The following is a 23919-nucleotide window of genomic DNA, read 5'->3' on the forward strand; positions in this document are numbered from 1 at the left end:
CTGATGGATCCAACCCCTCCGCTGCTATAGTGCAGTCGGCTTCTGACGTTCAGTGCAGCCGTCTTCTGAAAACGACAATTGAAACCCCCATCGGTCTGTTTAAAGTGGTTCCTAATTATTGGTTCAATATAAGTGGTTTCAATATGATTTTCGAGAGGGTATTAGGTGGTTTTTATGGGGTATACCTTTTTGGAACCGTTACACGGCATCAAAACACGACCTTTCGGTAGCCTTTTGATCCGACGGAACACACTTCAAGTCTGCGCCTTCACCAATAGATCGCTTTTGAGTTGTCTTTGAACGCTTGATACAGACCACCCACATACTTCAGTCAGGATCGGTAGGTTTGCTGCACGATAATGCGTAGCGTCCCTCACAATAATTCCTGTTTTTTCTCTGCCACTTTGAAGAGTTGGTTAGTGCTGTCATACTTACTTTGCAGCCCTAGACTCAGTCCTCTCCCAGCCACCTTACTGGTGATGACACTAGGTTCTCTTCGGCTCTGTTATCCAGGGCCCCCTAATTTCTTGATAGGCCTACCTTCTGGCGGGCCACAAATCCTCCCTTCGGTAGGTTTGCTGCACGTTACGCATAAAAACAGTAAGCTCGCAGCACGATAATTCGTATATCTCCATCGGCAATGACCCAAAAGAGTCCACTACAGTGTTTTCATAGTGCGTTTATTACCTTGCGTAGGGAAAACTATCCCGTTTTGCTTATTTGTACGGTAGGTTCATTGCACGATAAACCCAGCGGTAGGTTTGTTGCACGATAGGCCTATGCGATAGCTACTGAACACCAAAATTTGAAATTCTTTGGAGAATGAATACGGAGCAACTTGAGGGTTAAAACTAGCTGTTTGGGGGTTAAAACTGGCTGTTTGGGGGTTAAAGTTTAAAAATAACCACAACAAATCAAAATGTTACGTTTTGGTCTTTATTTAAGATGTCTAACCCAGAGTTGCATAGCATTCCAGCTTTGGCAGGCTCGATGAAGCCTATTGGAAGTTACGTACAAAAGCCCAGCCATGTGGCACCATACCAACCAGTAGTTCTGTATCGAATGACCAAATGGCAGTGCCAAATATGAAACTCGATAGCGACATGCTCGAACAGTTGATTCTCCTCGCCAGCAGCAACCCCCAAGTGCAGGTGCTTTGGCTTTACGGCTCCCGCGCCAAGGGGACGGCTGGGCCCTCCAGCGACTGGGATCTGGCGGTGGCTTTCGATCCGGTCAAACAGAGTGGGCCTCTGGGCGCTGCGCTGGAGAACCGGTTGCGGCCCGAACTGCTGGCGCTGGAGTGGCAACGCGCCCTGGGGCTGGCGGAAGGGAAACTCTCGGTGGTCGATATCAATCAGGCCCCCATTCCGTTGGCCTTTGCCGTGGTCGATGCCAATCGTCCTCTCTATAGCCGTGATGAGGGGCGACGCTTGCAGGAGGAGGCGCGGATCATGTCGCAGATGGAACTTGGCTACCCCTGTCGCCAGGCCGATATCAGCAAGCATCATTCAGAGGAGTAGAGATGAGCGATAACGCCTATATCGGCGCTTTGCGCATCAGCCTGTCGCGCTATCAGGCCGAACTGTCAGAGATCCGGGCTATTCTGGCGCTGCGTGCGCTTTCCAATCTGGAGTACCGCGCCGCCGAGCGCACCCTGCAGGTTTCTATCGAAGCCTGCATTGGCGTGGCAAAACACTGGGCCAAAACGCTGGCAGGCCATACCCCACAGGATGCCTACCAGGCATTCGAAATCCTGGCCCAGCGTGGCGAGCTATCCCCCGACACCCTGATCGGCTGGCGCAAGATCATTGGCCTTCGCAATGCGCTGGTGCACGACTATCTCAATATCGATCCCGAGATTATTCGCAGCGTGATTGGCCAGGGTTATAGCGACCAGCTGTTTACCTTTGGCAAACAGGGGCTCGACTGGTTGGCTGCCCATATTGATTGAAACTTCGACGTCATCTCTCCGTTTGCAGTTCTCTTACCCGCTATAGGGGATAAATGTTAAATACCGCCTATGGCGTGTAAATGATATTTACCTTCTATAACAGGTAAATATTGATATACCTGCCATAGCGTGTAAATTGGAAGAACGCACGCTACCAGGTAGTCGAATCATGAAAGTAACCAGCGCCAAGCAGCTGAGCGCCTGTATCAAGGATGCCAGGCTTTCGCAAAAGCTTTCCCAGGGTAAAGTGGCCGAGAAAGTGGGGATTAGGCAAGACACTGTATCCAGCTTCGAGCTCAACCCTGAGTCCACCAAGCTGGAGACCCTGTTCAAAATCCTCGCAGCACTCGAGTTGTCACTGGATATCAAACCCCGCAATGAGTCCTCCGATAGCCCTACATCAGGCTGGAAGGAGGAGTGGTAATGGCCAATCTGGCTGTCTACATGAACGGCTATCGGGTAGGCACATTCACCAAAACTACCAGCGGTGCCCATCAGTTTCAGTACCATGAGTCATGGCTGGCACAGTCAGGTTGCCGTCCCATCTCACTCTCCATGCCATTGCGCCATCAGGTCTACCGGGGCGATGAAGCCTATAACTTCTTTGACAATCTGCTGCCAGATAATCCGGAGGTGAGGAACCGGGTTGTAGCACGCTATCAAGCGGCATCAACCCAGCCCTTTGATCTGCTCAGCTGCATTGGCCAGGATAGCGTAGGGGCATTACAGCTGGTTACCGAAGGGAACGCTGTTCCAGATGTCCGACGAATCGACTATAAGACCCTTTCCGATGACGAGCTGGAACAGATCCTGACCAGCTACAAATCAGGAATCCCTTTGGGCATGGTCAGGGAGCAAGAGGAGTTCCGGATCTCCATCGCCGGGGCACAAGAAAAGACAGCGCTGCTCTATCTCGATGGCAGTTGGTGCTTGCCACTCAATGCAACACCTACAACCCACATTATCAAACTCCCCATCGGCAAGATTGAAAGCCACTCCTACTCGATAGACCTCTCCCAGAGCGTAGAAAACGAATATATCTGCGCTCTGATTGCCAAGGAGTTTGGTCTACCCGTACCTCACTGCTTCATGATGCAGGTCGGCCAAGTCAAAGCACTTGCTGTGGAACGCTTCGACAGACGTTACGCTGCAGATCGCAGTTGGATCATGCGCCTTCCCCAAGAAGATTTCTGTCAGGTATTGAATGTTCCGTCAGCACGGAAGTACGAGAGCCATGGAGGCCCAGGGATCACTGACATCATGACAATCCTGCTAGGCTCTGCTACGCCAGAACAGGATCGCTACCTGTTCATGAAATCTCAGGTGCTGTTCTGGTTACTGGCTGCAACCGATGGCCATGCCAAGAATTTCTCGGTGTTTATCGAACCGGAAGGGCGTTTTCGCCTGACACCATTATACGACATCCTCTCCATGTATCCCGCGTTTGGTGGTCGAGGTCTACACCCACGCGATGTAACGCTGGCCATGGGCCTGACCGCGACCAAGGGCAAGAAATATGCTATAGAGCAGATTTTTCCTCGCCATTTCTATCAGACTGCCAAAGCGGTTGGATTTGAAAAGGTGCAAATGGAAATGATCCTAAACGAAATGGCAAGTAGTCTGGATGAAGTAATCTCGGCCGTCCGTCAGCAGTTACCAGATACATTTCCCGCCCAGATTGCGGACTCGATTCTGGATGGGCTCAGCACCAGAGCGCAGCGTTTAACTCGGTAGTCAACCAAGTGAAACGAATCCTGGCCAGAGACAAAACATAAGCACCAACTATTGCCACCTCACATCCAGGCCCAGTTTTCCCGGTTTCCCACTTTTCCCACCTCTACTTGGCCTGCGTGGGGATGGTTCAGCATAAACAGGGGGCTATCACCATTGCCTGGGTAGTACTTTGGGTAGTTTTTTCTTAAAAAATAAGAAAAATTACATCATGCACTTGATTTTTATAATTATTTATAGTCCATCACGCAATCAGATCCAGAACATCGAGTGATGGGTCACTGACCATCCGGTTGTTACCTGCAAAAGAGCCCTTGATTCCTCAAGGGCTCTTTTATTTTCCGGCCATCGCACCTGTCGCCCGCCGCCGGTAAGTCAGCGGCTGGGAAGCGCCCTAACCTATCGGCATCACCAGCGCCGGTTGGTGTGGGTCGCTCAGTCGCTCGGCGAGGTAGTCCACCAGCAGCCGTACCTTGGGGGAGAGGTGGCGGTTATGGGGATAGAGGGCCCAGATCCCCTCCGCCGGGGCCCGCAGTTCCGGCAGCAGCTCGATCAGCTCCCCCCGGGCCAGATGGTCACTCACGTAGTAGTCCGGCAACTGGATGATGCCGATCCCCTTGAGCGCCGCATCCAGCAGGGCGTGACCACTGTTGCACTGCAGCAAGCCGCGCACCCGCACGCTGTGGGGGCGACCATCCAGAGTAAAGTGCCACTCGTCGCCGTTGCCCACCAGACAGGTGTGGCGAGTCAGCTCGGAGAGGCTGTTGGGCATGCCGTGGCGGGCGGTGTAAGCCGGTGAGGCACAGACATAGGGCACCCGCTGCGCCAGCTTGCGCGCCACCAGCGTCGAATCCTTGAGATGACCTAGCCGCAGCGCCAGATCGTAACCTTCGTGCACCAGATCCAGCAGCTGGTTGGTGAGGTTGAGAGTGACCTCCAGCTGGGGGAAACGCACCATGAAGTCATTCACCAGCGGGGCGATGCGGCTCTCGCCGTAGGAGACGGGGGCCGTGATGCGCAGGGTGCCCTGCGGTACCGCCTGATGGCGCCCCACCGCCAGCTCCGCCTCGTAGAGGTTGTCCAGCAGCTGACGGCAGTGGCGATAGTAGATCTCGCCAAGCTCGGTGAGCCGCACCTGACGGGTGGTGCGCAGCAGCAGCTTGGCCTGCAGCCGATCTTCCAGCTGTGCCACCTGACGGCTGACCTGCGCCACCGACACTCCCAGCTTGCGCGCTGCCGGGGTAAAGCCCCCCTGCTCCGCCACGCTGACAAATTCACAGATCCCTTCCCAGCCGAACATTATTACCTGTGTGTAAAAGTGATTTGAGATTTGCCCTCATTATCACCAAATCGGCGGGAAACTACACTGAATGTCCGAACTCATCTCTGTTCACCCTGCTCAACAAGAAGGATGTCATTCATGGCACAGGTTCAAAGCATCAAGTGTAAAGCCGCCATCGCCTGGGGCCCGGGTCAGCCCCTCTCCATCGAAGAGATCGAGGTCATGCCGCCGCAAGCGGGCGAGGTGCGGGTGCGCATCGTCGCCACCGGCGTCTGCCACACCGATGCCTTCACCCTCTCCGGTGAGGATCCGGAAGGGGTCTTCCCCTGCATTCTCGGTCACGAGGGGGGCGGTATCGTCGAATCGGTCGGCGAAGGGGTCACCAGCGTCAAGGTGGGGGATCACGTGATCCCGCTCTACACCCCCGAGTGCGGCGAGTGCAAGTTCTGCAAATCCGGCAAGACCAACCTCTGCCAGAAGATCCGCGCCACTCAGGGTAAGGGGCTGATGCCGGACGGCACCACCCGCTTCTCGAAAGATGGCCAGCCCATCTATCACTACATGGGCACCTCCACCTTCAGCGAATACACGGTACTGCCGGAGATCTCCATCGCCAAGGTGGACCCGGCCGCCCCGCTGGAAGAGGTCTGTCTGCTCGGTTGTGGCGTCACCACCGGCATCGGCGCCGTGATGAACACCGCCAAGGTGAAAGAGGGTGAGAGCGTCGCCATCTTCGGTCTGGGGGGCATCGGCCTCTCGGCGGTGATCGGGGCTCGTCTGGCCAAGGCCGGTCGCATCATCGCCATCGACATCAACGAGAGCAAGTTCGAGCTGGCCCGCAAGCTGGGCGCCACCGACTGCATCAACCCGAACGACTACGACAAACCGATTCAGGAGGTGATCGTCGAGCTGACCGACGGCGGCGTCGACTTCTCCTTCGAGTGCATCGGCAACGTCAAGGTAATGCGTGCGGCGCTGGAGTGCTGCCACAAGGGCTGGGGCGAGTCGGTCATCATCGGCGTCGCCGGAGCGGGTCAGGAGATCAGCACCCGTCCGTTCCAGCTGGTGACCGGTCGGGTCTGGCGCGGCAGCGCCTTCGGCGGGGTACGCGGTCGCAGCGAGCTGCCGGGCTATGTGCAGCGCTACATGCAGGGTGAGTTCCGCCTCGATGACTTCATCACCCACACCATGGGGCTTGAGCAGATCAACGATGCGTTCGCTCTGATGCACCAAGGCAAGAGCATCCGCACCGTCATCCACTACTGAGCATGATCACCCCGCCCGCCATCGTGGGCGGGGTGCAGGAGTCCTTCGATGAATCTGGAGATTATCAGCAGCAACAAGAGCTTCGGCGGCTGGCACAAGCGCTATCGCCACCACGCCAGCGTGCTCGGCTGCGAGATGAATTTTGCCATCTATCTGCCGCCCCAGGCCCTCACCGGCCAGAAGGTGCCCGTGCTCTACTGGCTCAGCGGCCTCACCTGCACCGATGAGAACTTCATGCAGAAGGCGGGCGCCCAGCGTATCGCCGCCGAGCTCGGCATCGCCCTGGTGGCGCCGGACACCAGCCCCCGCGGCGACGGCGTAGCGGACGATCCCGGTTATGACCTCGGCATGGGGGCAGGCTTTTACGTCAATGCCAGCCAGAGCCCCTGGCAGGCGCACTACCAGATGTATGACTACGTCACCCGCGAACTGCCTGACTTGATAGAGACCCACTTCCCGGTCTCGACCCACCGCGCCATCAGTGGCCACTCCATGGGCGGTCACGGTGCGCTGATCGCCGCGTTGCGAGAGCCCGGTCGCTACCGCTCGGTCTCGGCGTTCAGCCCGATCTGCCACCCGAGCCGCTGCCCCTGGGGCCAGAAGGCGCTCGGCGCCTACCTCGGCAGCAATCCGCTGTTGTGGCAGGAGTGGGATGCCTGCCAGCTGCTGCGCCACCAGCCGGTTACACCGCTACCAACGTTGGTAGATGTGGGGCTGGATGATCCCTTCCTCGCCGAGCAGTTGCATATCGATGCGCTGGCCGAAGTGGCCGCCAGCAAGGAGTGGCCACTGGAGCTCAACCGCCACGAGGGCTATGACCACAGCTACTACTTCGTGGCGAGCTTTATCGAGGCGCACCTGCGCTTTCACGCCCGCCACCTCTGATCAAAACAGGCCCGTAACGGGCCTGTTTCAGTTGGTGTTGTGGTGATCGGACAAGATCCGCCTTGCTGCTCGTGGTAACGGCATGCCAGAGCAGAGCATCAGTGGTAGCAGCCTCCGCATGATACCGGCTTGCCCTGGCCAAGGTCGGCCGATTACCCTTGAGGATTGCGATGGAGGAGGAATCCCGTGAACTACGACGTTTCGTTGTTGGAGATAAAGCTGTTTCTGATGACCACCCGGTTTGGCAGCTTTTCAGATGTGGCGCGTCGGCAGGATATGACCCCTTCGTCCGTCTCGCGCAAGATGGCGCAGTTGGAGGAGAAGGTGGGCTCCAAGCTGCTGCACCGCCATACCCACTCCATCTCCCTCACCGAGGAGGGGGTCGCCTTTGCCAAACAGTGCGCCGGTCGCCTTTGGCCGGCTGCACATCGCCCCCTATCTGACCGAATTGCTGGAGCGCTACCCCCTGCTCAAGGTCGAGTTGCAGCAGACGGATCACTATGTCGATCCGGCGGCCGAGTCGATCGACCTGCTGATCCGCATCGGGATCTCGCAAGACTCCTCCCTGCGGATGAAACAGTTTGGCCAGCAGCACTACGTGATGGCGGCCAGCACCGACTACCTCAATCGCCATGGCGAACCGGCCAGTCCGGATGAGCTGGTGCAGCACAACTGTCTGGTCTTCAAGGGGAGCAATGGCCTGCAACGCTGGTTCATCGGCCAGGAGCAGCTGCAACCCTATGAGGTGAGCGGCACCCTCTACAGCAACAATGCCGATACTCTGGTTGCCGGCGCGGTGGCGGGTGCCGGGATTGTAGTGTTCCCCACCTGGCTCATCGGCGAGGAGCTGAAAACCGGACGGCTCAAGCCGATCATGACCCGGTTCACCGTCTCCACCAGCGTGGAGCAGCAGGTGATCAGCGCACTTTATCTGGAGACCGACCAGCTCGCCGCCAAGGTGAGAGTGGTGATCGATTTTCTGGCGGGAAAATATGGCACTCCCTGCTACTGGGATGCCAGACAGATTTAGCCAGACAGCCTGCCGGTCAGCTTGTGCAGCATCGGCAGCAAGACAAAGACGGCGCAGGCCACGATCACGCTGTCGATGAGCAACACCGCGACGGGTGCGGCGGGGTCGAGCTGCCATCTCGCCAGCAGCGGCGCCATCCAGCTCGGAATCAGCAGTGTCAGTGGAAAGATGATGGCCAGCACGTGCAGGTATTCGCCTAGCTGTTTTTTCATAAAGCCTCTGATGTTGTGGCAGCCAAGCCAGTGGCAAGAGTGGTATCCCCTTCACCACTGGCGAGCCGGCTACAGCGTGGTGATGTTCCGGGTGCAGATAAAGTGGGCATCCGTGGCAAAGGCCTCAAACTGCCGGATCACCTGCTGCATCTGCGAACTCAGGATCTCCTGCAGAAATTGCGTCTCCGACTCGATGTGGATCACTTCGAAGTAGTCCCACGGCGACGCACTCTGTTGCCCCAGCATCTTCAGCCCCTTGAACACCTCGAACGAGGTGACGCTGTTGAGCCGGTTCACGGTGGGCAGATCGACCTCCCGTGCCCACGCCAGATAATCCGCCTCGTTCGCCCCCGGTTTGAGATTGAAAAAGACCATCAGGGTTGTTGCCTGTTCACTCATTCACTTGTTCCTGTTGTCGGTTCGCCAGATAGATGCAGAGCAGCGCCGCGGCGACGGCCATCATGGCGGCAAGGCGCCAGTAGTTGAGGGGGATGGGGGCATTGCCCAGCCAACCCATGGTATCGATCACCAGACTCATCACCATCTGGCCCAGAATGGTGGCCACAGTGGCGATGGCGACCCCTACCCGTGGAATGGCCGCGACCATCACCACCATGTAGACAATGCCGAACAGGGCTCCGGCCAGCTGCCACTTCGGCACGCTGAGCAGGGTCGCCTGATAGGGCGGCTCAAAGAAGAAGATCAGCAGGGCGGTCACCACAGTGCCCATGGTGAAGGTGAGCAGCGAACTCTGCACCACTCCAACCCGCGACCCCAACTGACCATTGATCGCCGCCTGGGCGCTGAGCGCCATGCCGGAGACGATGGCCAACACGATAATCAGCACCATCAGTTTGCTCCCAGATAGGTAAACAGCAGCGCCAGCGCGATGCAGCCAAGTGCCACCAGCCGCAGAGGACGGGTTGCCCGTTTCTGCATGCCAAACCAGCCGAAGTAGTCGATGGCAAAGCTCTTGGTCACCTGCCCCAGCAGGACGCAGATCATCGTCATCGCCACCCCCAGCATGGGGGTCGAGAGAGTGAGCGCCACCACATAGACGGGGCCGAGCAAGCCACCGATCAGCTGCCATTTCGGCACCCCATGCCACCCTGTGGATGGCCCCCGCACCGTGAAGAAACGGATCAGCCAGAGCAGTGCAGCCCCCACACCGAAGATGCTCAGGGTGGCCCACAGATGGCCCACCTGTTCACCAAGCGGGCCCAGCAGGCCCGCTTCGAAGGAGAGGCCCATGCCGGCCATCACGATTAGCAAAACCGGGAGCGCGTTCATCGTGGATCAAACAGGGCGACGGGTGATTGACGGCTATAGGCCTTGCCCTGCGGATAGGAGACCAGCTCCAGCTGCATGCCCCATGGCGCAAGAAAATAGACCCAGGACTCTCCTGCAGTCGGCCCCTCCGTCATGCAGGTCGGCTCGCCCAGCACGGCGATCCCCCGCTCCTTCAGGTAAGCCACTGCCGCCGCCATGTCATCCACATAGAAGGCGAGATGATGGCCACCGATATCGGCGTTGTTGGGAGCCTTGAGGTTGCGCTCGATATTGCTGGCATACTCGAAGATTTCCAAATTGATCCCTTTGGCATTCATCACTGCAATGCGGGTGATCTCGGCGCGGGCATGCACGTTGAGGTGCTCCGCCATCCAGTTGTCACTCGCCACAAAGGGCCCGAACTCATAGGCCAGCTCGAAATCGAAGTGGTCGCGAAAAAAGGCGATCGCCTCTGCCAGATTGGGCACGGTAAAGCCGATATGATCGGGCTTTTTCAGTCCTGGAATGGCCATCAGATATCCCCCCGCTCGTGGCGCAATTTGTTGAGCGCCCCCATGGTGGTCGCCCCCTTGTTGAAGCCGGTATAGACGGATGCAAAGACGATCAGCTCTTCAAGCTCCTGCCAGGTCGCCCCCTGCTTGAGTGCCATATCGACATGAGCTGCGAAGGGGTTACCTTCACCGCTGACGTTGAGGGCCATCTGGTCGATGGCGATGGTGATGAGCGCCTTGCTCTTCTGGTCGAGCAGCGGCATGCCCCAGGCTTCGCCGGCCACGCGGACCGTCATGTCGCCCCAGGTCGGGTGAATGGATTTGAGCCCGCTGACCAGAGCCTGATCATCGAGCACGGCATTTGCAAAAGGTAATGATGTAGTCATCAGTGACGCCTCAGTAGTTGATAAGTTCGCCGTAGCGGATGAGGCGCATTATTAGGGAGCGGGATGTATTGAAAAACCGGCGGGCCGGAACATCACTTATGCAGGATTTGCACAAATGGCACAGGGAGTAGCGCCGTGTTGGAAAAAGCAAAACAGGCCCGTTGCGGGCCTGTTTCAGTTGTGGTGATCGGTTGATATCAGCTGCCCGCTCGGGTCACGCCGCCGGAGCCTGCGATCTGCTGCTCCACCTTGGGATCGCCCCAGTAGGCGATGTTGCCTGAGCCGGCGATGCCGACTTTCAGCGTCTCCTGCGCCCGTACCGCCACATCACCACTGCCGGCGATATTGACCTCTACCTCGTTGCCGCGCATCTCGCTCCCGAGCACGTCGCCAGATCCGGCAATGTTCAGCTCGATGGCCTGTGCCGAACCGCTGCCCAGCTCCAGACTGCCGGTGCCAGCAATATTCCCTTCCAGCCGTTTCAGCTCCAGCTGACTGGCGACGATGTCACCGGTACCGGCCACCGACAGCACCAACGAATCCCCCTTGAAGCCGCTCAGATCGCCGTTGCCGGTCCCGGCCAATGCCAGTTCGTTCAGCACCGGCAAGGTGATGGTCAGCTCCAGCGGCTCGGTAGGATCGAGCCGGTAACCCTCCTTCACCTCGATCTCCAGCTTGTCACCGCTCTCGGTCAGCACCAGATAGGGCAGCAGGTTCTCCTGCCCCTTGATCAGGATACCGCGCGGCTCCCCCGCTACCAGATGTAGGGTGGCAGGCACACCCGCCAGCACCCGGGTCACCCCGTCACCGAGCACCTGCTGGCGCTCGACCACAGCCCCCGTTCCGGTCACTCTGGTCTGATCCAGCCAGTGACACCCACTGAGCCCCGCCATCAACATGACAACCATCATCCATTTCATCGCTACTCTCCTCCTTATGTGTTGGCCATCCAGGGCCAATTGGTTTTCATGCTTTGCAAAGCGTGAGCCAAAAATTAACTTAATGATTCAAAAGGAAATAACCATTAAACCCAGAACAAACCGAAGAATTCAGAGATCCATTTAGACCATATTTTGGTGAAAATAACCATTCTCGAACGGATATGATTGTGGCTGATTGGCGGGTCGCCCTGCCGGTCACTATGCTGACAGCCCGTGGAAGTTTTTAATTGCCCTGCCGGTCTGTTGAGCCAATAGTGGTACTTCGTGCGTACCAAGCTCTCCATTGCGGTAATGTCATTACCACTGTCTTGTCAGTCTTCACTGCCAACAAGGAGTCAGAGCGTGACCCAAGCAAGCCCTCTCTATGCCACCGCCACCGGTCTGCCGGAACCGACTCGCACCCCGCTGCTGACCGGCAGCGATCCCGAGCAGAAACGGCGCGAGCTGCTCACCTACTTCTGCCAGACCTTCGATCTCTACGATTCGCTGTTCGACTGTCTGGCCGATGAGCGGGCCTGGTTCAACAAGGCGATCCCCCTGCGCCACCCGCTCATCTTCTACTACGGCCACACCGCCGCCTTCTTTATCAACAAGCTGCTGGCGGCGCGCCTGATCGACCAGCGGCTGGATGCCCGCATCGAGGCCATGGTCGCCATCGGGGTGGACGAGATGAGCTGGGACGATCTGGACGAGGCCCACTACGACTGGCCCAAAGTCAGCGAGCTGCGCAGCTATCGGGCCAAAGTCCGTTCGCTGGTGTGCGATTTCATCCGCCAGATGCCGCTCACCCTGCCCATCGGCTGGCAGAGCCCGGCCTGGGTTATCCTGATGGGGATAGAGCACGAGCGCATCCACCTCGAGACCTCCAGCGTGCTCATCCGCCAGTTGCCGCTCGCCTGGGTGCGGCCGCAGCCTTATTGGCCCGCCTGCCCCGAAGCCCGCCACCGCATTGATCAGGTACCCGCCAACAGTCTGCTGCCGGTGGCCGGCGGCAAGGTGCGCCTTGGCAAGCAGGACGCCACCTACGGCTGGGACAACGAATATGGCGAGCGCCATATTGAGCTGGCCCCGTTTCAGGCCAGCCGCATGCTGGTGAGCAATGCCGAGTACCTCGCCTTCGTCCAGGCGGGTGGCTACGGCCAGCAACAGTGGTGGGATGAGGAGGGATGGGGCTGGTGCCAGTACGCCAAGGCGCAGATGCCCACCTTCTGGGTCGGCGACCCCGCCGAACCCGGGCAGTTGCAGCTGCGGCTGATGACCGAGCAGGTCGCCATGCCATGGGACTGGCCGGTGGAGGTCAACCAGCTGGAGGCTGCTGCCTTCTGCCGCTGGAAGGCGGCTCGGACCGGACTTCCCATCCAGCTGCCGAGCGAGGCGGAGTGGATGCTGTTGCGCGAGCAGCTACCCGGCGATCAGCCGGACTGGACACAGGCCCCCGGCAATATCAATCTGGCCCGCTTCGCCTCATCCTGCCCAGTGGATGCCTGCCCGCAAGGGGAGTTCTTCGATCTGGTAGGCAATGTCTGGCAGTGGACCAGCACCGCCATCGACGGTTTCGACGGCTTTAAAATCCACCCGCTCTACGACGACTTCTCCACCCCCACCTTTGATGGCAAGCACACCCTGATCAAGGGCGGCAGCTGGATCAGCACGGGTAACGAAGCGCTCAAATCATCCCGTTACGCCTTCCGGCGTCACTTCTTCCAGCATGCGGGTTTCCGCTATCTGGTCTCCCGTTATCAGGAACCCGTTATCGTGAATCCCTATGAAACCGACACGCTCGTAGCCCAGTACCTCGACTTCCAGTACGGCCCGAGCCACTTCGGGGTAGCCAACTACGCCAAGACGCTTGCTGATCTTGCTGGCGAGCTCTGCAGCAACCACCAGCGGGCACTGGATATCGGCTGTGCCACCGGCCGCGCCAGTTTCGAACTGGCTCGCCACTTCCAGCATGTGGACGGGGTCGACTACTCGGCCCGCTTCATCGATGTGGCGCTGGCCCTCGCCAGCCAGGACAGCTTCCGCTACGCCATTCCGCTGGAGGGTGAACTGGTGGAGTATTGCGAGGCGCGCCTGTCGAGCCACGGGCTGGGGGCGAGTCAGGCTGAGCGCATCCACTTCAGTCAGGGGGATGCCTGCAACCTCAAGCCCAAATATGACCACTACGATCTGGTGCTCGCCTCCAACCTGATCGACCGGCTGCGGGAGCCCGCCCGCTTCCTGCGGGATATCGCTCCCCGGCTGCGCAGCGGTGGCCTGCTGGTGCTCACCAGCCCCTATACCTGGCTGGCGGAATATACTCCGCCCGCCAACTGGCTCGGCGGCATTCGTGAAAACGGCGAGGCGCTCACCACCTATCAGGCGCTGCAACGGCTGCTGGCGGCGGAGTTCGAGGAGCACTGCCCGCCGCGGGATGTGCCTTTCGTCATCCGCGAGACCGCCCGCAAATACCAGCACACGGTGGCGCAGCTGACCGTCTGGCGCAAACGCTAGCACGCCGGTCGACATGCAGATGAAAAGAGGGAGGCCAACGGGCCTCCCTCTTTTCATGGCAGTCAAAATGGCGCGAGTATCAATGCCCCTGCTCATGATAGCGGCGGGCCAGCACGGCGCAGACCATCAGCTGGATCTGGTGGAAGATCATCAGCGGCAACACCATGACACCGACGCTGGCGGCCGGGAACATGACGTTGGCCATCGGCACCCCGTTGGCGAGGCTCTTCTTGGAGCCGCAGAAGACGATGGTGATCTCGTCCGCCTTGTCGAAACCGAGACGACGGCTGATCCAGACGTTCCAGCAGAGCACCAGCGCCAGCAAGACGCAGCTCAGCAGCACGATACTGGCCAGATCGTACCAACTTACTTGACGCCAAATCCCCTGCACCACCGCCTCGCTGAAGGCGACGTAGACCACCAGCAGGATGGAGCTCTGATCCAGCTTGCCGATGAGCGGCCGATGGCTGTCGACCCAGCGGCCAATGAGCGGGCGCGACAGGTGGCCCACCACGAACGGCAGCATCAGCTGCATCATGATGGACTGGATGGAGTGCCAGGTGTCGATCCCCTCCCCTTGCACGTGGATCATCATCCCCACCAGCACCGGCGAGAGGAAGATGCCGAGGATGCTGGAGGCCGAGGCGCTGCACACCGCCGCCGACACATTGCCCCCTGCCATCGAGGTAAAGGCGATGGCCGACTGCACTGTGGCCGGCAGGGCGCAGAGATAGAGGAAGCCGAGGTAGATAGCCGGGCTCAGCCAGCTCGGCACCAGCGGGGTGAGCAGCAGCCCGAGCAGCGGAAACAGCACGAAAGTGCTGAGCATCACCACCAGATGAAGCCGCCAGTGGCCGAGACCTGCCAGCAGGTTCTGGCGCGACAGCTTGGCGCCATGCATGAAGAACAGGAGCGCCACCGCCAGCTTGGTCAGCAGACCGAACCAGACGGCCACCTGCCCCTCGCAGGGGAAGAGAGAAGCCAGGGTGACCACCGCAATCAGCACAACAGTAAAGGGATCCAGACGCACGAAAGGTCTCCATCAGAAGGGCATCCTGCTGCCATGGCGACAGTCAGGATTGGGGAGGACAAGAAACAGAGCGGGAGATGTCTGGCACCTCCCGCTAAAACGAACCTCCAGCTTACCCCGATAACGGAGAGGCGCAACGTTGTGCAGCGGTTAATTGTTCATCAATGCTTAACGCCTTTGCTTTGTCGAATAGCGGAAGTTGCTGACCCGCGGCCAGATAGCGCCAAACCGGGGCTAAATGGATAAAAAAACGGGCGACCAAGGCCGCCCGTTCCGCTTTTTCCCCCAGCCGATCAGCGCTGGCTGACCAGCTTGCCGTTGCCGCTTTTCTTCTCATTGCCGGCGAGCTTGCGGGCCTGCCGCTTCTCGAAGCGGGAGATCCACCAGTAGGCCAGTGCCGAGAAGACCGCGGTCATAAAGACGTTGATGAAGAAGGCGCGCACCAGATCCACCCCGGCCGGGAAGGCGGAGGCGCTCATGCTCACCACGAAGATGGCGATCAGCACCGAGACCACAGCCATGCCGAAGGTGCGCGAGCCCATGCGGAAGTCGCGGGGGGTGTCGTCATGTTTCCAGCGAAACACGAAGTAGGCCACCATGATGAAGATCGGCGGCAACATGGCGGTGCCGGCAGTGAGGTTGATGGCGGTGTTCATCATCTGCTGCACCGACTCGGAGCCGAAGCCGTTGACCACCAGCATCGCGAACACGAAGACAAACTGCCACCAGGCGGCGCGCACCGGCACGCCGTGCTCGTTGAGCTGGGTGGTCTTCTCGCCGTAAACCCCCTGCGGGATCTCGGAGAAGTGGATCTTCACCGGCGCCGAGGTCCACATCATCATGGAGCCGAACATGGCGATAAACAGCACCACGCCGACGAAGCGGCCCACCAGCGCCTCGGAGAGCCCGAAATACTGCGCCATACCGGTGAAGATCTCCACCATGCCGCCGGCATAGGTGAGGCTCTCGCGCGGCACGAACACGTTCACCAACAGGGAACCGACCGCATACATGGCGCCGATGACGATACCGGCGCTGATGATCACCTTGATGAAGGACTTCTGGCCGCCCTTCACGTCATTGAGGTAGGCCGCTGCGGTCTCGGCACCACCCGCCGCCTGGAAGATCCAGCACATGATGCCGAGGGTCGCCCAGTTGACGGTGGGAGTCATCGCCTCCAGCGTGATGGGCTGGGCCGGCACATGATCGCCACTCAGAGCCATCAGGGCACCCAGCACATAGATGGCGAACAGGGCAAACACCCCGTAGGCCACTATTTCGGCAATCTTGCCGAGCCAGCTCGCCCCCTTGGTGGAGATGTGGGTCGCCGCCGCAAACAGCACGATGGAGATGATCGAGGTGACCATGGGCGAGAAGCTGTACTCATAGCCCAGCATGGCGTAGGAGGCGTAGGCGATGACGTTGGGCAGTAGGGAGACGAACCAGAACAGGTTCACGAACCAGTAGAGAAACGAGCCCAGATAGGCCATCCGGGTGCCGAGCGGCTTTTTCAGCCAGTCGTACATACCCGACTCGGAGTTTTTGTTGGCCGAGACGAACTCGGCAATGATGAAAACGAACGGAATGAAGTAGACGATGGTCGCCAGCAGGAAGATGGGGGCGGAGCTGAGCCCCAGCTCGATGTTGTTGTTGACGATGTTGCGCACGTTGAACACGGCGGCAAAGGTCATCGACAACAGGGCAAACTTGCCTATGGTGCCGCGTACGGATTCAGACATGGTGTCCTCCAGTGGACTCGCGTTCCCTGCGGGGAGCGCTGTGACTCTGTGATGTGTTCGGCAAGGGTCTGTCGGCCCCGCGCTTTACTCTCTTGTTATGATCGGGCCGCGTGGACGGCCTCGTTGCTGAACCGGTGCAACCTCACCGCACCGGCTCGCAATACCAGTCAGACGATCGGGGTGCCCGGCGCCATCGGCACCCGCGGTTGCAACAGCACGCTCTGGCTCTCGTCCGGGGTCTCGGCGCAGAGCAACATGCACTCGGAGCGCTCGCCACGCATCTTGGTGGGCTTGAGGTTGGTCAGTACCACCACCTCGCTGCCCATCAGCTCCTCTTCGCTGTAGTAAGGCACCAGACTGGTGACAGTCTGCAGCGGCCGCTCGCCACCCACATCGATCTGGACGATGTAGAGTTTGTCGGCCCCGGGGTGACGCACCACCTCCAGCACCTTGCCCACCTTCATCTCGACCCGTTTGAATTCGGCAAACTCGATCGTCTCGCTCATGCTCTTTTCCTTTTCTGGTTCAACGGTTGCGGGTGGCCAACGGCCACCCGGTTTGATTGGAATTCAATGCAGTGGCTATGGCGTCTGCATGGCAACCTGCGCTGTCGGCTGGGCCTCTTTGGCACGCGCTTCGGCACTGAGGGAGGCCTCGTATCTGTTGTATTTCCACCAGGCGAAGCCGAGGAAAATCACAATCCCGCCGACGTTGTAGAAGATGATGGTCATGATGTCGGCGCCGGTCGGAAAGGTGGAGGCGAGGAAGCCCACCGAGAAGATGGCGATCAGCACCGAGACCACAGCGATGCCGGTGGTACGTGAACCCATCTTGAACTCCCGCGGCAGGTGGTCGAGCTTCAGGCGCAGATTGAGGTAGGCCAGCATGATGAACAGCGGCGGCAACATGGAGGCGGCAGCGGTCATGTTGATGACGGTGTTCATCAGATCCTGCGCTGTGTTGGAGCCCAAGGTCGGGATCACCATCAGCGGCAGCACGATGAGGTACTGGATCCAGGCTGCGCGGGCGGGCACGCCGTTCTCGTTGAGCTCGACTGTCTTCTTGCCGAAGATGCCGGCCGGGATTTCGGAGAAGAAGATCTTCACCGGGGTCGCCGTCCACATCAGCAGGGAGCCGAACATGGCGGTGAAGGAGACCAGCCCGACAAAGCGGTTCATCAGGATCTCCGGCAGGCCGAAGTAGGCTGCCAGCCCTTCAAACACCTGCACCGAGCCGCCGGTATATTTCAGGGTACCGCTCGGCACGAACACGTTGATCAACAACGACGCGATGGAGTAGAGCACCCCGATAAAGATCCCGGCGATGATGATCACCTTCACGAATGACTTGGAGCCACCCTTCACGTCATTGACGTAGACCGCCACCGACTCGGCGCCACCGGCTGCCATAAAGATCCAGGTGGTGATGCCAAGGAAGGCCCAGCTGAAATCGGGGACCATCGCCTCTACCGTGATGGGATCAGCCGGCTGCACGCCGCCCACCAGTGCCGCACCTGCCAGCAGGATGTAGGAGAGGGTCAGCAGCAGCATCAGGGACGAGGTCACCGAGGTGATGGGGCCGAGCATCTTGGCACCGTTGGTAGAGACGTAGGTGGCAAAGGCAAACAACACCATGCTCAATGCCGTGGTCGCCACCGGGGTGAGAATGTACTCGTAGCCGAGGAAAGCATAGGAGGCGTAGGCGATGACCCGCGGCAGCAGCGAGGTGAAGAAGAAGAGGTTCACGAACCAGTAGGTGTAGGCGGAGATAAAGGCCCAGCGCCCGCCGAGGGAGCTCTTCACCCAGGCATAAACACCCGCTTCGGAGTTCTTATTCAGTGACACAAATTCCGCAATGATGAGGCAAAACGGAATGAAGTAAAAAATGGTGGCCAGAAAGAACATCGGGGCCGAGGCCAGACCGATCTCGATGTTGTTGTTGATGACATTGTTGAAGCTGAATACCGCCGCGAAGGTGAGCGACAGCAGACCAAACTTGCCTATCGTATTGCGTTTGGAATCAGACATGGGGCATCTCCAGACCTGTAGTTATCTCGGCGAAATGGCGGGGCATGATTTGTAGGGTGAGCCCCGCCCTTCCGGCTTTTGTCAGTGCAGAACCGGCGGCTTGTTATTTGTTCTTGAAGTAGCCGCCTTCAACGGTGACCTTGATGATCACCTTGCGCACCGGCGCATCGCCGACGAAACGGTAGGCTTCATCGTTCTCGAAGATCACCACCTGACCGTTGCCGACTTTCTGGCGCACACGCACCTCGCCGGCCAGCCACTCGCGGTCTGTGGTGTCGTCATAAACCTGCTCGACCTGCAACTCCGACTTGGCAGCCCACTCCACTGTCTCTTCCCCTTCCAGGTAGTAGTGGACGTCGAAATAGCGGCGCTGCCCCTCAAACAGTGAGGTGGCCGGGCTGGCCCCCTCCTGCAAGCGGTAGGTGAGGGAGTCACCGATGGAGTGGCAGATGCCGGGCTTGAGGTTCGGCAGGTTGTTGATGGCCTCCACGCAGCGGCCCCACTTCTTGCCCTCCCGGTAGATGTTTTTGAACAGGGTCAGGTTGTCCAGGGTGATCATGCGAGGTTCCTCCCGCCGTTGATGGTGAGATCGAGCCCGGCCAGCGCAGCCGGATTGAGGTTGCCACGGGCGATGGGCAGCAGGGTCAGGCCGAAGCTGAACGGCTCGAAGCGTACCCGCCAGGAGTCCAGCACCTCGGAGCCCCAGGAGTTGGAGCCCAGCCCCAGCACCTTGTGATCCAGATTGAGGGTGAGATAACCGCAGGGCTCCAGCTCGTTGATGTGCTGCGCCGCGTGGATATGCTCCCAGCTGTAGGGCCAGACGCTCAGGTTGATGGGGGCATCGGGCCGCACGTAGAGACCGGCGCCGTGACGGTTGGTCAGGGTCGCCCAGCGCACCTGCTGGCGGTTGCCGTTGTCCTGCGGAAACGGGTAGTGCTCCCACATCTCGCCCACTGTGCTGCTGAAGCTGTCGATCCAGTTGCTCTGGCGGCTGTCCTGATAGTTTTCGCCCGGCCCCATGCCGTAGTAGTGCACCCGGTCGAGATCCTGACGAATGCCCAGCTCGAAGCCGATCTTGGGGATGACGTCGTCATAACCGCCGTAGGGCTGACCGGACAGCGCTACATGCAGCTGACCGTTCGGGCTCAGGGTGTAGACGTAGCGGCAGCGCATGCCGAAGTCGAACACCGGCGGCGCGATCAGGCTCTCGACCGTCACCTCGACCGCGTCACCCAGCTGACGCCAGCTCAGAGTACGGAAGTGCTCCTGCATGATCTGCAGGTGGTTCGGGTGCCACAGGCTCTCGTACTCCTGCTTGTGGTTGTCGATCATCGGCTTGAAGAAGGTGAGGCGCGGCGAGCGCTCAATCAGCTCGATACCATCCTGCTGCCAGCTCACCAGCTTGCCGTCGAGGCGCGAGAAACGCAGGGCAAAGCCGCTGCCGCTCAAGGTCAGCGCGAGGCGCTCGTCGGCAATCTGCAACGGGGTGGCGTTGGGATTGGCAAAGGGCTGCAGCTGGCGAGTCGACTCTTTCAGCTGGAACTGGTACTGGCCCAGCTCGTGCTCCGCCGCGCTATAGCGGGTGGCGGTGGCCTTGATGACCCGCAGCTGGACGAAGGTTTCCCGCCCATCGAGGGATGGCAGTTCGAGTTGCAACTCGGTGATGGCACCGGGGGCAACCCCTTCCAGCCGGATCTGCTGGCTGGCCAGCAGTTCGCCCTCGGCCTTCACCTCGACCAGCAGGCGGATGTCGTCGAGAGTGGAGAACCAGTAGCGGTTTTCGACCGCCAGCTTGCCGCTCGCCAGATCCAGCGCGCGCACCTTGACCGGGCAGATCACCTGTTTGTATTCGCGCAGGCCCGGCCCCGGGGTCTGATCCGGGTAGATGAGGCCATCCATGCAGAAGTTGTAGTTGTTGGGGTAGTCGCCGTAGTCGCCGCCGTACTTGTAGACCGGGCGGCCCTGCTCGTCCTGATCCAGAATGCCGTGATCGCACCACTCCCAGATGTAATGGCCCTGAATGTGGGGATGGCGGTCGAACACCTGCTGGTATTCGCTAAGGCCACCCGGACCGTTGCCCATGGCGTGGGCGTATTCACAGATAATGCGCGGCTTCTCCATCGGGAACTCGCCGAAGCAGTTCATCTGGGAGACGCGGGAATACATGGTACTGACCACATCCACCACCTCGGCATCGCGATCCTCTTCGTAGTGCACCAGCCGGGTCGGGTCGATCGCCTTGCAACGCTGGTACATAGCTCTGATGTTGCAGCCGTAGCCGGACTCGTTGCCGAGCGACCAGATGATGATGGAGGGGTGATTCTTCTGGGCGTGCACGTGGCGCTCGATGCGATCCACAAACACCGGCTCCCAGAAAGAGTCGTCGGTGATGCGGCTGAGATCGCCGACGTTGGCAAAACCGTGGGTCTCCACGTCGGTCTCCGCCATCACGAACAGACCGTACTGGTCGCACAGCTCGTAAAAGCGAGGATCGTTCGGGTAGTGGGCGGTACGTACCGAGTTGAGGTTGTGCTGCTTCATCAGCACGATATCGCGTTCAACACGATCCATGCCGACCGCACGGCTCTTGAGATGGTCGTTGTCGTGACGGTTCACCCCGTGCAGCTTGAGGTAGTGACCGTTGACGTAGAAGAGGCCATCTTTGACCTTGATTTCACGCACCCCGACCCGCTGCGGGATCACCTCCAGCAGCTCGCCCTGACCGTTGTAGAGGGAGAGTTGCAGCTGGTAGAGGTACGGGTCTTCGGCGCTCCACAGATGGGGGCTGGCCAGATCCAGCGTGAAGCGGCAATCACACTTGCCGTCGATGGCGAGATGGTCGAGCGAACCGCTGGCGATCTCGCTGCCTTGATCCAGCAGGGACCAGACCAGACGGTGCTCACGGGCGGCCGCCCCCAGGTTCTCGAGCTGGATATCGCAGCTCAGGGTAGCGCTCTGGTTGTCATCAGCCAGCGCGGTGCGGATAAAGAAGTCCTGCACATGGGCGGCCGGTTTGCCCACCAGATAGACGTCGCGGAAGATCCCCGCCATCCACCACATGTCCTGATCTTCGATATAGGTGGAGTCAGCCCACTGCATCACCCGTACCGACAGCAGGTTCTCGCCAATGTTGGCGTAGGCACTGATATCGAACTCGGCGGTGAGGCGGCTCCCCTTGCTGAAGCCGACATAGTGGCCGTTCACATAGACCTCGAAGTAGGTCTCCACCCCGTCAAACTTGATGATTACCTGCTCGCCGTCCCAAGCCGGGCTCAGCGTGAAGCTGCGCTGATAGGCGCCGGTGGGGTTGTTGGTCGGCACGAAGGGCACGTCGATGGGGAAGGGAAAACCCTCGTCGGTGTACTGCAGATTGCCGTGCCCTTCCATCTGCCACATGTTGGGCACGGTGATCTGGCCCCACTCGCTCATGGGGCTGTGATAGAAGGCCTCCGGTACCTGCAGGGGGTGGTCGAAGTAGTGGAACTGCCACTGGCCGCCAAGGCTCAGAAAACGGCGGCTCAGCTCGCGCTGCATGGTGGCCGCCAGCGCGTGGTCGGCATAAGAGAAGAAGTAGGCGCGAGGGGCCAGCCTGTTTTCACCAACGAATTGGACGTTTTCCCAGTTATTCACATGTCCTCCCGGAACAAGGCAACGTTAACTGGGTAAACTCTAGATAAACATTTACTAAATATCAGCTTTGGATTGGTAAAGTTTTAACCTGATCACAATGAATAGATGGTTTTGTGAGCGAGATCAGAAGCGGGAGATAAAGGAGGGCAAGATATGGATGAGTGGCATAGATGTTGATATCCATTGGCTGAACTGCAATAAAATCAACTATAAAACAATATGATATGAAGTTACTGGATGATATGGGAAAGAGGTTTACTTGGGAGAGGTGTCGCACCACCGCAAGATGGTGCGACTAAAAAGCAGAGTGTTTTACTAAAATCAGCGAGTGGTGCCGCGCAGGGTCAACTTGCTCGGTACCAGCACCCGAAGGGGAATATCCCGCTCGTCTCGCAGCCGCTCAACCAGCAAATTGACCCCCTGGGAGCCCATCAACTCGGAGTGGATCCGCACCGTAGAGAGCGGCGGGAAGGTGAACTTGGCGGTCGGGATATCGTTGACGCTGATAAGCTCGATCTGCTGGGGAATCGCCAGTCCCTTCTCATGAATGGCACGCAGCACACCGATGGCGATGGAGTCGGAGGCAACGAACAGCGCCTTGGGCCAGTCACCCGCCAGCATCTCCTTCGCCAACTGGTAGCCGGAGGCACTGGAGAAGTCCCCACGATAGAGGTCGTTCTCTTGCACCACCCCCAGCCGCTGACCATAATCCCGGAAGGCCAGTTCGCGCAGATCCGGATTCTCATCCTGGCCACCGATATAACCGATGCGCTGGTGTCCCTGAGCGATGAAGTAATCGACGACCTGCTGGCTGATCAGGGCGAGATCCACATCGACCGAGTCGAACTCTCCCTGTGAACGGCAGTCGACAAACACCAGCTGGCTGGAACAAGCCCTTAGCTGGACGAGACGTTCGGCTGTGAGTGTGCCGACAACCAGAATGCCATCCACGGCGCTCAGCTCGCGCCCTTCACCACAGTTGTAGAGATGAGTCAGCTCGATATTGAGGCGGGCACTCTGGGTCTCGATGCCATAACGGATAGCGAGATAGTAAGGATCGTTGACCTCGGTACTCTGGGGATAGGCATAGACCACCAGAAAGTGCAGCTTGCTCTTGTGTACCCCCTTGCGGGCGCTGCTGGTTTTGTACTCCAGCCGTTCGGCAATCTCGAAGATCCGCTGCTTGGTCTCTTCCTTGACGCTCAGGCTGGGATCCTCGTTCAGTACCCGGGATACCGTGGCGAGAGAAACCCCCGCTTCCTGTGCAATTTCCTTCAACGTAGCCATCAATACCTCGCTGGCAGCATCACGTGTTAATCGGCAACGGCTAAAGAGTAACGGGCAATCCCTTGATAGCCCAGCACTTTTACTAAAATGCCGACGGCATGTCAGATTTTTGGAACGCAGAAATGCAAAAAGGCCTCCCGAATGGGAGGCCTCTTCTAAATAGGTGCCTGACAGTGTCCTACTCTCGCATGGCGAATGCCACACTACCATCGGCGCTACCGCGTTTCACTTCTGAGTTCGGCATGGGA

At 59.1% G+C, this 23919-nt stretch carries 24 protein-coding genes, 1 rRNA gene and 1 pseudogene; 10 read left to right on the forward strand and 16 right to left on the reverse strand.

The features are described from left to right. From OKB77_RS22980 to OKB77_RS23000, 5 genes are all read left to right on the forward strand, one after another. Nucleotides 1-230 (forward strand): hypothetical protein (locus OKB77_RS22980; RefSeq protein WP_270818578.1); only part of this gene is annotated, 230 nt, incomplete at its 5' end. Between the two features lie 855 nt (nucleotides 231-1085). Next, nucleotides 1086-1520 (forward strand): type VII toxin-antitoxin system MntA family adenylyltransferase antitoxin, encoded by a 435-nt coding sequence (mntA, locus tag OKB77_RS22985; protein ID WP_157161629.1) that lies wholly within the window; start codon nucleotides 1086-1088, stop codon nucleotides 1518-1520. 2 nt (nucleotides 1521-1522) lie between these two features. After that, the gene (gene hepT, locus OKB77_RS22990) at nucleotides 1523-1951 is read left to right on the forward strand and encodes a type VII toxin-antitoxin system HepT family RNase toxin (protein ID WP_157161630.1); all 429 of its coding nucleotides are present in this window, start codon (nucleotides 1523-1525) and stop codon (nucleotides 1949-1951) included. Nucleotides 1952-2120: 169 nt separating this feature from the next. Continuing rightward, nucleotides 2121-2375: a helix-turn-helix domain-containing protein gene (locus OKB77_RS22995; RefSeq protein ID WP_101323164.1), complete on the forward strand. Its 255-nt coding sequence runs from the start codon at nucleotides 2121-2123 to the stop codon at nucleotides 2373-2375. Continuing rightward, the gene (locus tag OKB77_RS23000) at nucleotides 2375-3685 is read left to right on the forward strand and encodes a type II toxin-antitoxin system HipA family toxin (RefSeq protein WP_270818583.1); all 1311 of its coding nucleotides are present in this window, start codon (nucleotides 2375-2377) and stop codon (nucleotides 3683-3685) included. The genes OKB77_RS22995 and OKB77_RS23000 overlap by 1 nt, the downstream gene beginning before the upstream one ends. A gap of 391 nt (nucleotides 3686-4076) precedes the next feature. Here OKB77_RS23000 and OKB77_RS23005 read toward each other — a convergent pair whose 3' ends face one another. Then, a complete protein-coding gene (locus tag OKB77_RS23005) occupies nucleotides 4077-4982 on the reverse strand; it encodes a LysR substrate-binding domain-containing protein (protein WP_159142822.1) in 906 nt (301 codons plus the stop codon). 120 nt (nucleotides 4983-5102) lie between these two features. Here OKB77_RS23005 and OKB77_RS23010 point away from each other — a divergent pair, with 120 nt between their 5' ends. The 4 genes and pseudogenes from OKB77_RS23010 (at nucleotide 5103) to OKB77_RS23020 (ending at nucleotide 8145) form a co-directional block, all read left to right on the forward strand. Then, nucleotides 5103-6230, forward strand: coding sequence for an S-(hydroxymethyl)glutathione dehydrogenase/class III alcohol dehydrogenase (locus OKB77_RS23010; protein ID WP_199427674.1), 1128 nt, complete (start codon nucleotides 5103-5105; stop codon nucleotides 6228-6230). 48 nt (nucleotides 6231-6278) lie between these two features. Beyond that, nucleotides 6279-7115, forward strand: coding sequence for an S-formylglutathione hydrolase (gene fghA, locus OKB77_RS23015; protein ID WP_199427673.1), 837 nt, complete (start codon nucleotides 6279-6281; stop codon nucleotides 7113-7115). 186 nt (nucleotides 7116-7301) lie between these two features. Then, nucleotides 7302-7484: pseudogene (locus OKB77_RS24085) on the forward strand (helix-turn-helix domain-containing protein); the annotation flags it as partial. A 19-nt stretch (nucleotides 7485-7503) separates the two neighbouring features. Further along, complete coding sequence (locus OKB77_RS23020; protein ID WP_265776075.1) at nucleotides 7504-8145, forward strand: substrate binding domain-containing protein; 642 nt, start codon at nucleotides 7504-7506, stop codon at nucleotides 8143-8145. On the opposite strand, the gene OKB77_RS23025 is transcribed toward OKB77_RS23020, so the two are convergent. The 7 genes from OKB77_RS23025 to OKB77_RS23055 all read right to left on the reverse strand — a co-directional run bounded on the left by OKB77_RS23025 (nucleotide 8142) and on the right by OKB77_RS23055 (nucleotide 11444). After that, on the reverse strand, nucleotides 8142-8357 hold the full coding sequence (locus tag OKB77_RS23025; protein ID WP_042010302.1) for a hypothetical protein: 216 nt from the start codon (nucleotides 8355-8357) through the stop codon (nucleotides 8142-8144). The genes OKB77_RS23020 and OKB77_RS23025 overlap by 4 nt on opposite strands. A 69-nt stretch (nucleotides 8358-8426) precedes the next feature. After that, nucleotides 8427-8756 carry a hypothetical protein gene (locus tag OKB77_RS23030; RefSeq protein WP_150390093.1) on the reverse strand — a complete coding sequence of 110 codons (330 nt, stop codon included), beginning with the start codon at nucleotides 8754-8756 and terminating at the stop codon, nucleotides 8427-8429. Further along, entirely contained in the window at nucleotides 8749-9207 is a 459-nt protein-coding gene (locus OKB77_RS23035) for a DMT family transporter (protein WP_033114721.1), read from the reverse strand. Before OKB77_RS23035 ends, OKB77_RS23030 begins: the two co-directional genes overlap by 8 nt. Next, nucleotides 9207-9647, reverse strand: coding sequence for a DMT family transporter (locus OKB77_RS23040; protein WP_150390092.1), 441 nt, complete (start codon nucleotides 9645-9647; stop codon nucleotides 9207-9209). The genes OKB77_RS23035 and OKB77_RS23040 overlap by 1 nt, the downstream gene beginning before the upstream one ends. Then, a complete protein-coding gene (locus OKB77_RS23045) occupies nucleotides 9644-10159 on the reverse strand; it encodes a VOC family protein (protein WP_150390091.1) in 516 nt (171 codons plus the stop codon). The genes OKB77_RS23040 and OKB77_RS23045 overlap by 4 nt, the downstream gene beginning before the upstream one ends. Next, a complete protein-coding gene (locus OKB77_RS23050) occupies nucleotides 10159-10524 on the reverse strand; it encodes a carboxymuconolactone decarboxylase family protein (RefSeq protein ID WP_041209456.1) in 366 nt (121 codons plus the stop codon). Before OKB77_RS23050 ends, OKB77_RS23045 begins: the two co-directional genes overlap by 1 nt. Nucleotides 10525-10721: 197 nt before the next feature. Next, entirely contained in the window at nucleotides 10722-11444 is a 723-nt protein-coding gene (locus tag OKB77_RS23055) for a head GIN domain-containing protein (protein ID WP_005357441.1), read from the reverse strand. Between the two features lie 363 nt (nucleotides 11445-11807). Between OKB77_RS23055 and ovoA the strand changes: the two genes are divergently transcribed. Further along, the gene (ovoA, locus tag OKB77_RS23060; RefSeq protein ID WP_265776074.1) at nucleotides 11808-13958 is read left to right on the forward strand and encodes a 5-histidylcysteine sulfoxide synthase; all 2151 of its coding nucleotides are present in this window, start codon (nucleotides 11808-11810) and stop codon (nucleotides 13956-13958) included. A gap of 79 nt (nucleotides 13959-14037) precedes the next feature. On the opposite strand, the gene OKB77_RS23065 is transcribed toward ovoA, so the two are convergent. The 8 genes from OKB77_RS23065 to rrf form a co-directional block, all read right to left on the reverse strand. Next, complete coding sequence (locus OKB77_RS23065) at nucleotides 14038-14988, reverse strand: bile acid:sodium symporter family protein (RefSeq protein ID WP_005339573.1); 951 nt, start codon at nucleotides 14986-14988, stop codon at nucleotides 14038-14040. 293 nt (nucleotides 14989-15281) lie between these two features. After that, on the reverse strand, nucleotides 15282-16727 hold the full coding sequence (locus OKB77_RS23070; RefSeq protein ID WP_265776073.1) for an amino acid permease: 1446 nt from the start codon (nucleotides 16725-16727) through the stop codon (nucleotides 15282-15284). Nucleotides 16728-16894: 167 nt separating this feature from the next. Then, nucleotides 16895-17233, reverse strand: a complete 339-nt coding sequence (locus tag OKB77_RS23075) for a tRNA-binding protein (protein ID WP_005342042.1) — start codon at nucleotides 17231-17233, stop codon at nucleotides 16895-16897. A gap of 75 nt (nucleotides 17234-17308) precedes the next feature. Next, a complete protein-coding gene (locus tag OKB77_RS23080; protein WP_073348617.1) occupies nucleotides 17309-18754 on the reverse strand; it encodes an amino acid permease in 1446 nt (481 codons plus the stop codon). Between the two features lie 103 nt (nucleotides 18755-18857). Then, on the reverse strand, nucleotides 18858-19313 hold the full coding sequence (locus OKB77_RS23085; protein ID WP_204380384.1) for a beta-galactosidase subunit beta: 456 nt from the start codon (nucleotides 19311-19313) through the stop codon (nucleotides 18858-18860). After that, complete coding sequence (gene ebgA / locus OKB77_RS23090; RefSeq protein WP_265776071.1) at nucleotides 19310-22384, reverse strand: beta-galactosidase subunit alpha; 3075 nt, start codon at nucleotides 22382-22384, stop codon at nucleotides 19310-19312. The genes OKB77_RS23085 and ebgA overlap by 4 nt, the downstream gene beginning before the upstream one ends. A 321-nt stretch (nucleotides 22385-22705) precedes the next feature. After that, complete coding sequence (gene ebgR / locus OKB77_RS23095) at nucleotides 22706-23671, reverse strand: transcriptional regulator EbgR (RefSeq protein ID WP_019446210.1); 966 nt, start codon at nucleotides 23669-23671, stop codon at nucleotides 22706-22708. A 165-nt stretch (nucleotides 23672-23836) separates the two neighbouring features. Beyond that, nucleotides 23837-23919 (reverse strand): 5S ribosomal RNA (rrf, locus tag OKB77_RS24090); the annotation flags it as partial.

The sequence above is a fragment of the Aeromonas sp. Y318-3 genome (genome assembly GCF_027706185.1).
GTDB classification, from domain to species: domain Bacteria; phylum Pseudomonadota; class Gammaproteobacteria; order Enterobacterales; family Aeromonadaceae; genus Aeromonas; species Aeromonas veronii.